Raw genomic sequence first — 13,540 nt, 5'->3', positions numbered from 1 at the left:
ACCAAAGGTTTGCGATCGAGACGAGGCGCGAAGCCGCAGGCAGTACAAGCGTACGACAAGGCGAAGCAACGACGTATCGAGGGTTGGGTTAGCGGCTCTAAAGCTCTAGCTCGTTCGCTTTGCAGTTGTATGTAACTGATTTGAAAGCCGCCTTCGGGCCAATGCCAGTCAGTTAAGACGACAGCGTGTCATAGGCGGGTAAAAAGGGAGCATGTTCATCACGCTCCCTTTTTCGTTTTGACCTCCGTAGTGCAAAACTCCCTGGATGAGACCTTGGCGGCGTCGCCCGCCAACGCGATGAGTGAGCTGGGTGCACTGATCGATCCGCAATGGATTGAGCAAGCGCTGCATGCCTATGTGGCAGGTGGCGCAAGCCCCGCAAAAATATTCTTCCAAGCAACGGCCTCGAACGGGGTCTGGTGCTATCCATGATCAAGTACACACCGCCATCAACCAGCGACCTCGCCACGCTGAAACATGAACTCGGGTATACCGCGAGCAAATGGCCGACTTGGCGGCCGTCGCCGGCGATCAGCAGTGGAGCAAGTACACCGGTGGGCAGCAGCCCCGCACGCTCAGCATTCACATACTATTTTCATTGCTTGATGACTGCTTTCATAGCTTCACCTCACAGATCTCGCCATTCGCATCCCCGCGCGTCTGCAGTCCGGGCAGCATGGTCTTGACGCTGTTGACCGTCCCCATGTTCCAGCGCGGGTTCTCGCGGCGCACGCCCACCACGTCGCCTGCGTTTGCCTTGCGCAGCAGCGTGGACGTGCTCAGCGCGCCCTCGCCCTTGTTGTGGATGAAGTCGAGAACACCGCGCTCTGCCAGTCGTTGTACGAACCCCAGAAACGAAAAAGCCGCTTCGCAGCGGCTTCGGATTGGATGTAGCGGGCTTTCTCAGGCCGGAAGCAGTCACCCGGTGAATACCAGCGCCCAGCGATCACCTGCGGGCCGGTGCTGCCGTTGCACACCGTGAGCGGCTGGCGTGTCGCCACGTCTCTACGAGTCAAGATCGGAATACAAGCTGGATCGGCGCGTGAACAAGGCTACATCGTCATTCGAGTTGACGGCCCGCTTTACAGGGCTCACGTCCTGGCGTTCCTGTACATGACCGGGACGATGCCAGAATCGCCAATCGACCATCGGGATGGAAAAACGCACAACAATAACGGAGAGCGCAGCTGCGAGTGAATGGGCGAAAAATGCACCTGGGCACATTCGATGCGTTCGAGAAGCAAACTCGGTCTATTGGGAGGAAAAGGCGCGGCGGCATACTAGCTGGAGTGGTCGCTAGTACCCTGACGGTTCCCCGAAATCAGGAGCGGAAATAAAAAAGCCTTCTAGACCGTTGATCTAGAAGGCTTTTACCAATGGTTAGTTGGTAGGCGCGATTGGACTCGAACCAGTTCGGGATGCCTTGTAGATCAACGCTCTAGAGGGCACGAGCGGGAAAAGTGCCCCCAATTTCCCCGCCTATCCCCCCGATTTCTCCCACGGAAATCTCCCATGCGATGACATACAAAAGTGCACCCACCCCAAGCTAAGAAGTATCGACACAAAGCTTCGTGATCTCCGGGTTGCGACTGATGGACTCACCACGACCTTACAGGTAGCCTCTCTTGCAAGAAAGGGAGTTATATGTTATTCAAGCTGCGCATTTCAACTATTTATTTTTTCCTGAGCGCTTTACTCAGCATACTAATCCCCAGTACGTCCACAGCCCAATCGTACTACTTCAATCTCCTTTGCAAAGAGTCTGGGAAACCCAGTGCTCAAAACACTTGTCACCCCGCAATTGAAGGAACTTGGCTCTATTCTGGTGGCAGCTATAACTATCAACATAGCACCCCTCAATACAACAGCGAAGAAGAAGTATCGCGAGATATGGAACAACATATCGGGGACGGCTGCAAACCGACACAAGTTTATGGGGTGGGAGGGTGGATTTTACAAGCAGACTACAGCAACTCAACCTCATATCGCCAAGATATGTTAATCAGCGTTGGAACCAAATACGGTGATGAGTGTCGCGATATTTCCGGAACCTATGCAAACGACTACAAAAAGATAAAATACTACACCTGTGAACAGGGCGCACAGGGCCCATATTTTGACGACAACAACAATCGATTTTGTGCGGCGCCGACAAACATGTGCACCACCACCCCCAATCCAATCGATATAAAAACCGGCATTAAAATATTCCCAGCAATATTTGACGACCCAATATTATCAGAACTAAATCTTTACCGATCCTACTTAAGTATTCCAAGCAATTCTGGAAGCGGGCCCATAAACCCCAAAAGAACGAACACCAACACAGAAATAGCATCTATTGGCAACAAAACTATTGGCTGGAAATTAAGTTATGAAGCGCGCGCAACCATATACCATAATATTGACACGAATCAAGATATTTACACCATTGATATACCAGGATCATCCCCAGCTGTTTTTATAAAGAAATTAAATTCATTCCAGCCAATGGAGGCTAGGACTCACAGTTTAAGCGAGACCTTAGATGGTCATCTCATGTATAGAACCGGAGATGGGAAGTTCTGGTACTTCAATGAGACTGGCAACTTAGTTTCAACGGGAGACCATCAGGGAAAGATAATCACAATTCAATCATCTCCTACACAAATTATTGCATCAAGTAATCAAAACAAAAATGCGATCATCCAAATAGACCCAGATGGCATCTCAAGAAAAGCCATCTTGAGCAATGGAACTGAATTAATTTATCAATTTGATGCCAATCGTAGACTATCAAAAGTCATCAAAGCCAACGCAGCGGAGTTCACACCTGTAAGCCAATACTTCCACGAAGACAATAGATTTCCTTGGGCAATTACTGGAATTGGAGATGACAGCGGCCTCAAGACAACAACTTATCAATACGACTCAGTTGGCAGAGCGGTTCAGAGCAACAACGCAGTTCTATCAGATGTTAACAAGTACTCCATATCCTACCCTGGCTCCATAGTAACAGATCCACTAGGAAACAGTCGCACTTACAAATTTCAAGGCCCAGTATTAACTAGCGTCAGCTCATACGATGCGAACTCTCAATATAACCATCGATATATACTTGACTCCAATCTTCGCCCTTTTGTTGAATATTTTCCGGACTACTCTCAAAGCTGCATTTTCTATGATGAAATGCAAAACAGAGTCAAGACAAAAGTCGAAGGTATCCCGTATGTAAGCGTTTGTGGAGGATATGATAATCTAAACGTACCCCTCCCCAACCCCTCCAGACGAACCACTTACGAATGGCATCCTGACTGGCCGTTTATCACAAAAATAGCGCAGCCACGCAAAGTAACAACTTTTATCTACAATGGGCAATTTGATCCTCAAATCAATGCGGTAAATTACTGCGCACCGGAAGATGCCAGACTTCCAGATGACAAGCCGATTGCTGTACTTTGCAAAATTATCGAACAAGCCACGTCAGACTTGCAAGGCAAATCAGGATTTGCCGCAACAATCACGAAAACCATAAAAACACAATCCTTCTCATACAACCGCGTTGGCAAGGTTTTATTTAGCAAGGACGACCTTACCCTCCAACCCAAGACATATACCTACTACACTGACAACACCTCCACTCACTCTACCAGCGACTTATCGACATTCAAGAATGAGGCTGGGCACACCTGGGTGTTTCTAGCATACAACAAACAAGGCAAACCCACATCCATTATCCACCCCAATCAATCTACGACAAATTACGAATTTGACCCCAGAGATAGATTAATTAACTACGGAACAAACAATTTACACACATCAATTACCTACACCGCATTCAACAGAATTTCAACTATATCCTCGCCAGAGGGACTAGTCATTAATTTTTTATATGACGGTGCACTTCGCTCTATTGGTTGGACAGATAACCGAGGAAACACAGCTACATATTTACTCGACAACGCAGGCAATAGAACAAGCGAATCAATCCAAGGGAATCCCTCCAACACTTTGCTCCTGGTTTCCAGAACAATAAACCATCTCAACTTGGTAGGTAGTGAAACAAGGGGTGAAAGTCAAACATCCTATACATATGATGCAATAGGCAACCTCACTAGTGCAACAAATGGTTTATCTGAAACCACAAAATATACGCACGATGAGTTATTACGCAAAAACAAGATAATCAATGCTGCTGGTGCTAGTGCTTTTCTTAACTACGACAAATTAGATGCAATTGTTCAGGCAAAGGATTTCAAAGGAATCGCATCTGATTTCACTCGTGATGAGGCTGGCAACATGCTTTTGGAGTCGGCTCTCGATACTGGGTCAACTAACTCTATTTATGATGCCCTCGGCAATTTAACCTCCAAAACCGACGCCACAGGCCGTATTCTCGGCATTGAGTATGACGCCCTTGGCCGCACCACCAAGCTCAGCTACAACGACAGCACCGCCTCATTGCTGAAGTACGACCTCACCGGCACCACATACAACACCGCCGACGCGCCCAATGCCAGCATCGGCAGCCTGAGCGAAGTCCAAGACCCTGGCGTTACCACGCAATATCAGCGCGACGCCTTGAGCCGCGTTGTGCGCAAGACGCAGACCCTGACCGGTGGCGAGACGCGCTCCACCAGCTACACCTATGTGCCAGCAGGTCAAGGCGGCGCAGGCAGCCTGCAATCCATCACATACCCCAGCGGCAAGACCCTCGCATACAACTACGACTCCACGGGCCTGATCACTGGCATGACGTGGAACGGTGCGCCGCTGGTCTCCGCTCTCAAATGGAGCCCGCTGGGCGTGCCTACGGCCTGGACATGGCCGGGCATCAAGATGTCGCCCTCCGATCCTTCGCCGCTGCTGGAGAGCCGTGAATACAACACAGCCGGTCAGCTCATCCACAGCGGTCTGCTGGACCTCACCTGGAATGCCGCAGGTCGCGTGACCGCCATTGCGCAGAGTCACATGATTCCGGGCAGCGGCAGCGATCCTGCGCAACGTGGCATGGTCTCCAGCAGCTTCAACTACAACTCCACTGGCAACCTCACGGCAAGCGCCCATGCGTTGATGGCCGTGCCCTCCGTCACCCTCCCCGCTGGTGTCACCTTGCCTGATCTGGTTGGCTACACCAGCCTGGGGTACAGCTACGACGCCAACGGCAACCGCACCAGCGGCGTGTTCACCAAGGCCACGGGCGTGGGGACTCCCGTCAAGCTCACGCGAACCTACACGACCACGACCGGCACCAACCGGCTGGCCAGTGTCACCACAGCCAGCAGCGCTGGCGGAGCGATTCCCGCCAAGACCTATGCGTACGATGCCACCGGTTCGCTCACCGGCGCCGCAGGCCAGTACCTGCACTATGGCCCCAATGGCCGTGTCGCCAAGCTGACAGGCACCTCCAGCAGCACCGACCCGCTCGCCGTAAGCTACGTCTACAACAGTTCCAGCCAGCGCGTGCTCAAGACCGATGCGCGCACTGCAGGGGTAGCAGTGACCGAGCATGCCTTCTACTCGGATGATGACGGCACCAGTCCCCTCGGCTTCTACAGCAGCCAGCGCAGCAGCAACTCGGCAGCACCGGCTGGAGAGAATGACTCGACCGAGCTCCTGTACCTGCCCACCGCCAACGGCCTGATGCCCATTGCCGCGCAGATCAACGGACGGATGTATGCCATCGACACGGACCACCTGAACACGCCCCGCCGCCTGACCAACGCTGACGGTCAGGTCGCATGGCAATGGCTGATCACCGGCTTCGGTGAAGTCACGCCGACCACCGGAGCGACTGGTTACCTGCAGCCTGGCAGTACCGCTACCGCCCCGAGCTATGCGCCCGCCGTAACGTTCAACCTGCGGTATCCCGGACAGCAGTGGGATCAAGAGACAGGGCTCGCCTACAACATCAATCGGTACTACGATGCGAGCAGTGGGCGGTACATTCAGGCTGACCCGATTGGATTGGATGGGGGGTGGAATCGGTTTGCCTATGTGGGCGGCAATCCAGTCTCCTTTGTTGATCCAGAGGGATTGCAGTTTCTAGACCTGACCACTATTGCGGGATTGCGCCGAAACACAACTCTTGATGAGGCTGTTCAGGCAGGTACTTGGACTAGGCAAATTACGTTGCCAATGATTACGGCTGGCCTTACCCCGTCAGCCATAGGACTAGTTGGTTCCGCTTCGGCACCATTGTTTTGTGCAGCTCCTGAAACTATTACCGTATCTCGCTGGGGGCGCGAAGGTCTTGAGGCAGGCGACTGGGTTATGAAGGGTGGCCAAAACTGGTGGACATACGCACGCTCTTTCAAATGGCAACCAGGGATGGGAAATCAATTTTCTCCATATAGCACAGGTGCCACTTATCAAATACCTGCAAATGCAGTTAGATGGCCGACGGGGCTAGGAATTGATGGTGCATGGAAAGGGATATTTGGTCAAAGGATTTATCTGCCATGATTATTTCTTTTATTTGCACGCTATCTCTCCTGGTTGGTATTTGGATTGCGCTGCTTAATTGGCGTTGCTTTTATATTGGTCTTGTAAAAAAGGCGTATTCACCCTCATGGATTCCTTTGCTTGGCGGAATTTTTATGTTTTTGGGTTTTTATTTCTTCCCAAACAATCCTGTCAAGCACATGGCTTTTATTGCATTTTTATTGGATTGGGGCTCTCTTCCTGGTATTGGGCATGCCATCATTTACCATCAACTCCACAATAAAAAATAATCAGTTTTAAATAGAAAAAGCCACCTGCAACCCCATGTCCGCCGCTGCGGCTGGGGGTTCAGGTGGCTTTGTCGTTGGTGCCAGCGTTGTGTATTCGCTACGAATTGTGCTGCGCCAACATCGCCTCAATCGCCCGTAGCAAACCGCCCCTGCTCCAGCACATCACGCCGCTTCTTCGGCAGATACACGCCGTCTTCCGCCTCGCGGATCCGCTTCTGCCGGTTGTGCACGCTCTGCGCCAACTGCATCGGCAGGATCCGGCGGTTCGGGTTCTTCTCGTTGAACTTGGCAATGGCCGCACGTGCATCGGCCTTGCCTTCGTCGTCCTTGGACATGACCGCCATGGCGAATTGCTCCACGAGCGCGCTGCGCCGCGCCTGCAGCGCCTTGTCATGGCTGACGATGGCGGACTTGCCCTCGTAGGCGTTGCGCACGTCGGAGGGTGAGAACCCGGCGACTTGGCCAAGCAGTGACGCCGCATCCACCTCGTCCTGAATCACGATGCCGCTCTTGTCCTTCACGCCCTCGGTGCCGTAGCGGAACGCCTTGAGCGGCCCGCGCAGCACAGTCGGCGCCATGGTCTCGAGGCCTCGGGCGTAGCGCCCTTGGCTCATCTCCTGCAGGCCCTTGAGCGCATTCACACCGATGGCCGCCACCGGGCCGAGTGCCGCAGTCATCGCCGCTTCGCCCAAGCGCTGGCCTTCGAGCCCTTCCTGCACGTCCGGGAAGATCAGCTTGTCAAGACCCACGCGGCCGGAGATGTCCCATGGGGTCAGGCGCGACAGGCCATGGGCCAGCACCTCAGCGGGCTTCTGCCCGAAGGTGTCGGCCAGCAGGTTCTGCAGTGCCACCTGCGCGTCCCAGGGCTCGTCATCATCACCGCCGAGCATCGAGGCCGCAGCGAGCAGCGTGGTAACCATCGGCAGGCCCAGCACGCCGGCGGCCATGGCATGCGTCGTCAACAGGCCGGCCAGCGTCTTGCGCGCCACCGCACGCTCCTCCGGAGAGGCCCCCTTCAGCGCCTGGTGGGCGCTGCGCGCAAAGGTGTAGACCATGTTCTGGCTGTACTGCTTGAAGAGCAGCAGCACCTTCTGCCAGTTGCCCTGCATGAAGCGTGGGCGGTTGTTGGCGCTGTAGTCGAAATGACCGTCGTATGTGGCCTGCACTGCGTCGGCGTAGGCCTTCTTCGAGTCGGCACCAGCCTCCCGCGCCAGCCGGTACGCGGCCACGAAGGTCACCTGCCGGTTGAACTTCTCAGCGTGGTGGAACATCCAGCTTGCCGCGCGCATCACCGGCGCCAGCTTGTGCGACACGTTCCGGTCTTCGCCCTGCGCGATGCCGGCGAGGTCGTGCGCCATCGTCACGTCCACGACGCCGGAACGCACCGCCTCATCGAATGCCGCGCGCTCGTCCGGGGTCAGCGCGCTGGTGATGTCGTTCTTCCCGCGGGCCGCCTCCTGGCTGGCTTTCAGCAGCGCGGCGCTGGACTTGCCGAAACCCCAACGTGCGCCCATGACCGGATAGGCCACCAGCGCGGTCTGAGTCAGGTTGACCATCGCGGATGCTGGCGACAGACCCAGATGGAAGATGAAGCCGAGGCTGGTGAGGAAGGTCGATACCTTGCTTGACTTCGGGTTCATCGCCGCGTCGTGGCGTTTCACCATCTCGTCGACGATGTGCTGGCCCTTCACGGAATCAAATGACTCGTCGTGCGCGGAAGCATCCACGCGCTCCTGCATGTCGGAGAGCTGCTCCTGCAGTTGGTCACCGTAGCGCAGCTTGGCCAGATAGCTGGCGCCATGGAACACGTTTTGCGCAAAGGCGCGGCGCGCGTCCTGGCTGAAGCCGGGAGTGCCCTTGCGGTGGATGCCGTGCTTTGCCCAGGACAGGTCAGGCAGCGACGACAGGTAGAGCTGGCCCAGCGCATCCTCGAGCTCGGCGCGCTGCTTGCCATCCATGCCCTGCTTGTCGATCACACCGTAGAGCTGCTCCATGAAGCCACGGCCCACGGTGTCGCGGTCGGCCACGAAGTCCTTAGCCTTGAGCACCTTGCCGACGCTGAATCCTCGCCCATTGGGAAATGCCAGTAGCAATTGACGGCGCGCTGCATCCGCCTCTGCCATGGTCTCGGCGCGGCTCACGTTGGCCACCTTGCCCTCGGCATCCTTGACCACCACCAGGTACTGGCCGAAGCGCGCCAGCGGGAAATACACGCCCTTGATGTGCCCGAAAAACTCGTTGTCCATGCGCTTGAGCATCTCCGCCTTGCGTTCGCTGCTCATCTCGGCTCGCTCGATGCGCTCCTTGATGGCGTTGCGCACGTCGCGCATATGCTTGCGGTAGGTGTCACGCGCCCGGGTGTAGATGTCCTTGGCCTCGGGCGAGAGCGAGTCGAAGCGGCGACGCAGCTCACCGTAGCGCACGGCGTTGTCACCCTGCTGGTACTCGCGCGTAGGGTCCATCTGCGCAAGGGTGGAGTCGTGCATGAGCTCGGCCAGCGCGCGCTCGTCCTTGAGCTTGCCCCACTCGGTCGCGAGCTGATCAGCACCAGCGCCCGCCTCGTTCTTGTCCGCATCCATGCGGGCCATAAGGTCGCTGTAGGTGCGCAGCTCGGGCAGCATGTCGCCATACACGTCGACAAGCTGGCGGCGGCCCAGCATCTGCAGGCCGAGATGGCGCAGATCGGCGGCCTTGAATCCGGCCTGCTTCTTGATGTTGGTGACGGTGACCGACTTGAGCATGTCGCCCACGCGCCGAGCGGCGGGCGTGTCGTCGGCCGAGCGGCTGAACCTTACGTCGTCGCCGCCTGCTTGCTCTTGGCCAGAATGGCTTTGATCCTGGCGCTCGCGTCCGCGTCGTCCTTCTTCAGTGATTCGATCTCGGAGTCGCTGAGACGGTTCGTATCGCGCCAGATAGCGGGCCTCCGACTCGGTGAGCGCGTCGAAGCCGTAGCCGGTAGCGGCGCGGAATTCGTGTTCGAGGTCACCATGTTTTTGCCGAAGAGAGGAAAGGATTGCAGACGAGGGCTGAATTTTCGCACTGTACTGTTTGCCGGTCAACGCAACCACGCCGGTGACCGTGCCGCCGCCCTCACGGATGTGGCTGGCCAGCGCGGCGAATGTGCCGCCCTGAGTCAACGTGTCATCCACAAGCAGATAGTCCCCGGGCGCAACGGTGCCGGCGAAGTCGACGGGCGCGAAGATGCGATCCAGCCCATCCAGTCCCGTGCGGTGCGCGCGATTGGCCTGCACGATGCCGCTGGCTGTCTCGAGTCCCAGACGCTGTGCCAAGACCTCTGCCGCAGCACGCGGAATTTTGTTGCGGCCGGCGGACTCTTCCGCCGCCACCGGGACAACTCGTGGGCGCGCATCGCCGATCGCTGCCCTCACCTTTGCGACCAGATCGGGCGTGACCAGATCCTGCGCGAGGCGAACGGCCGCTTCGACGTCGCCCGCCTTCGCTGCCGCGTAGTCAGGATGCTTCGAGGCTGCGCCCAGTGCGTCGCCAATGATGGCGTCTGGAAATTCGGTGGGCATGGAGTCGGATCGACTGAATGAAGCCTCAAGACTACCATTTGCTCCAGCGCCACCTCGAATCACCCACTCGCGCGCCGGCAGGATGTAGCTGCGGATGATCTCGCCGTCGGTCAGCTCCAGGTTCTTGAAACCGGGAACGTTTTCGCGTAGCCAGGTGCGGATGGCGGCCACCGCGCGGCGCACGAATCCCATCTCCGGATGCGTCTCGGCGAGGTTGGCCAACACCTCCTCGGCGGCGGCCCGGCGGTCCAGCCTGCTCACGCCGCGCAGACCATACTCCTTGATCTTAGCGTCCACATCCGATTTGCGCATGTTGGCTACCTGGTTGAGGACGGTGTCCAACTCCTTGCCGAAGCGACCGCGCAGACCGTGGTGGCCGAGCACCTCGTGGAAGAGCACGCGCGCGGCGTCCTGCGGCGTGTTCAGGCGCGACGCCATCAGGTACGTCTTGCCGCGGTAGTAGAAGCCCTCCGGCGCACCGCGCGCGCCGCCGCTGCGCTGCTTCAAATCCGCACGGCGGGCGCTCTCCGGCACCACGGGATCCTGCATGTCGAACGCCACGACCACATCGGCATTGCCGCCCCACGCCGCGCGGATGGCGTTCACTGTCTGCTCCACCGAGCGGACGGCCTGCATGCGCGCCTCCGGAGAGAAAGTGCTGGTGCTGCTACCCGTGCGACGGAACGGCACGTCCTCGAAAAAATCATCAGCCTTGGTCCCGGCTGTGTTCTCGGCAGTGTTCCCAGGCGAGGGGTTGGATTTCAGATCCGACCCTTGGGCCACGGGCTGCACCTTTGCTCGTGATGCAGACGCTGCCGGAGCTACAGCGGCAGCGCGTTCGCCGGAGCCAGTTGCATCAGGTACACCTTCTCGCACAGCGGCGCCATGCTCAGCGGAATCGACCCGTTTTCGAGTGCCGACAGCAGGAGACGGGCTTGCATCCGTCCGACCTGTCCAGTCTTGCGCAGCACTGCCAGCGCCTTGCGAGCGTTCATCTCGCAACCGTAGATTTCGTGGGGTGACATCATCATTCTGACCTCGTACTGCTTCGGCCTGAGCCGCATCCACCGCGTCAATCTCGGCGACGATCTGCGACACGCGCTTGCCACGCGGATTCAAACCGAGATCACGCGCCACCATTCCAGCCTGCATGGCATTCGTGCGCCAGGTCCGATGGCGAGGTGCGGCCTCGTTGGGCACACCCACGAATCCCAACGACTCATCGCCCTGGCTTGGCACGACTTGGTGTGTGCGGTTCAATCCCTGGCGCTGCAACTCCTCCTCGGCAGCCTTCCGAACGGGAAACGGCCTGCCGTCGGCCATGGTGATCGTGCCTGAGGCCGGCGCTGGCACCACGCGCGCGGCGACATCAATGACGTCGGCGGGTTGAGCACCTCCTGCAGACGCTGGTTGATGCGGCCTCCCGGCAACCGGCGTGATGCGAGTATGAGTGTCCAGGCCCAGCGCCGCCCGTTGTGCGCGCGCTTCTTCGAGGGCAATGCGGCGATCTCGCTCGGCATTGATCACCTGCATTCCCTCCGCGCGTGTCTCGGCCCGGACGCCGTCACCACCAGCGACCATGCGGCCCGAAGGGCGGCCGTCATAGCTCAGCGCGGCGGGCGCGGTCTGCGGCGTCGCATTGAGCTGCTCGGCGCCCAGGCGCACGGTAGGCTGAACGTCATAACCTCGGCCACTCGGGTGCGGAACAACCGTGGCCGGAACACCGGCATCGATCGAGCGGTTGCGCAGCGCGTGAGCTTCGTTCAGTCGCAGGGCCTGGCCGGGCTCCTTTCCGTCGGCCACTGCCAGCGCAGCAATTCGGGCCGCATATGGATCAGCGGCAGGCGCCTCCGTTGTGAAATCGACCTCGTTGCCGAAGCGCCGCTGCTCAAGAGGTTGCAGGGCGAGTGAAGCATCTGGCCCTGTTCTCGTATCGCGGGCATCAAACCCGCGCAGCACACGACCGCTCTCCATATCCTCCACGCCCGGTGCTACCGGGGCGGCGGCAGACGCAAGCGCGCGCGCCTCCTGCTCCCGAAACGCCCGCACGCCCGCAGGCAATTCCCCATTGGACAAATCCGCCTGCAGCATCTGCGCTTCACGCTGCTGCTCCGGCGTCAGGCGATCAATGGCATCACCCAACACCGTGCGCGCATTGGGTGCCACCGGCGCGGGTGCTTTCGGCATCAGCGACAGCTCAGCAGCCTGCGACGCCACCTTGGAGATGGGACCGTCGTTGGGGTTGATCGCCGGTGTAGCTGCCGCACTGCTGGTGGCTCCGGGCATTGCGTTTTCCGCAACTACCGGTGCGACTGATGCATCAGCGACACTCTCAGGAACCACGGCTGCAGATTCAGCCGACGATGCCGCGGACACGCCATCAACTGCGGCCTGAGCGGTATCAGCAGGCACCGCATTGGCGGGCGGCTGCTCGGCAGACTGTTGACCTCGGCCACGCACACGATCGGCAACGCCCGAAGCACCCCCCATCACACCGCCACCGATGCCACCCATGGCAGCCGCAAGAGCCGTATCCTCGATGTTCTCGGCCTTGGTCGGATCCTTGAACGCGCCCCATTGCTCGATGACGTTCTGGGCACCTTCGGTCGCGCCTTCCTTGAGCACGCCCTTCCCGACCTCCTTGAGGACAGTTCCCGCCGCACCGCCGGGCACGCCCTTGAGCACGCTGAGCGCCTTGCCCATACCCACGCGCTCGAGCGCCGTTGCCGGAATGGCCGCAGCGAGTGCACGAGCCTTGTCCTCTTGGCCGGTCTCTTGCTGCTCCTGGCGAATGCCGCCATATTCCTGCGTGAAGATGGGCGCCAGTCCACCGACTGCGCCGCCAACAGCACCACCGACAGCGGCACCAGCAGGCCCCAGCAAACGCCCCATGGCGCTGCCCGCCTTCGCACCTGCGAGGCCTCCGGCACCGGCCGCAGCGATCTGCGGTGCAAACTGCCCGACCGACTCCTTCACTGCCAGCCAAGGACTGTTGACCAGATCACGCAAGCTGCGAATGCCTGCGGGATTGCGGTCGATGATGCCCTGCCCCGTTTCCTGCATGGCGCGCGTGACGGCATTCGGGCCGGTGACGTCTTCAGCCGTGGTCGCTGCCGTGGTGAGCATCTGCCCCGCCGTGCGTTTGACCGTGGGAATGAACCCCGACTTCGCCTCTTCGACCGGCTCGTACTGCGACCAATCAACAGCAGATGCTGGTGCTGGTACTGGTGCAGCCGGCTTACCAGACGAATCCTCGATTACCGTGTAGTCGTTCCAGTTCACATTGCTCAT

The 13,540-nt window shown here is 58.3% G+C and carries 5 protein-coding genes; 3 read left to right on the top strand and 2 right to left on the bottom strand.

Features of this window, described 5'->3' with window-relative positions:
* The first annotated feature begins 237 nt into the window (after positions 1 to 237).
* Positions 238 to 432, top strand: coding sequence for a hypothetical protein (locus ABWP92_RS00465; RefSeq protein WP_353233368.1), 195 nt, complete (start codon positions 238 to 240; stop codon positions 430 to 432).
* Positions 433 to 615: 183 nt separating this feature from the next.
* Here ABWP92_RS00465 and ABWP92_RS17150 read toward each other — a convergent pair whose 3' ends face one another.
* Positions 616 to 765, bottom strand: a complete 150-nt coding sequence (locus ABWP92_RS17150; protein ID WP_502907422.1) for a hypothetical protein — start codon at positions 763 to 765, stop codon at positions 616 to 618.
* Positions 766 to 1,644: 879 nt separating this feature from the next.
* Between ABWP92_RS17150 and ABWP92_RS00460 the strand changes: the two genes are divergently transcribed.
* The gene (locus ABWP92_RS00460) at positions 1,645 to 6,444 is read left to right on the top strand and encodes an RHS repeat-associated core domain-containing protein (protein WP_353233367.1); all 4,800 of its coding nucleotides are present in this window, start codon (positions 1,645 to 1,647) and stop codon (positions 6,442 to 6,444) included.
* Positions 6,441 to 6,713, top strand: a complete 273-nt coding sequence (locus ABWP92_RS00455; RefSeq protein WP_353233366.1) for a hypothetical protein — start codon at positions 6,441 to 6,443, stop codon at positions 6,711 to 6,713. Before ABWP92_RS00460 ends, ABWP92_RS00455 begins: the two co-directional genes overlap by 4 nt.
* 125 nt (positions 6,714 to 6,838) lie before the next feature.
* Here the strand turns inward: ABWP92_RS00455 and ABWP92_RS00450 are convergent, their stop codons facing one another.
* Complete coding sequence (locus tag ABWP92_RS00450; RefSeq protein WP_353233365.1) at positions 6,839 to 13,540, bottom strand: PLxRFG domain-containing protein; 6,702 nt, start codon at positions 13,538 to 13,540, stop codon at positions 6,839 to 6,841.

The sequence above is a fragment of the Diaphorobacter ruginosibacter genome (assembly GCF_040396215.1).
Taxonomy (GTDB): Bacteria; Pseudomonadota; Gammaproteobacteria; order Burkholderiales; family Burkholderiaceae_C; genus Diaphorobacter_A; species Diaphorobacter_A ruginosibacter_A.
Note: the sequence above shows the minus strand (reverse complement) of the source record. Positions and strands in the feature narration are given on the sequence as shown.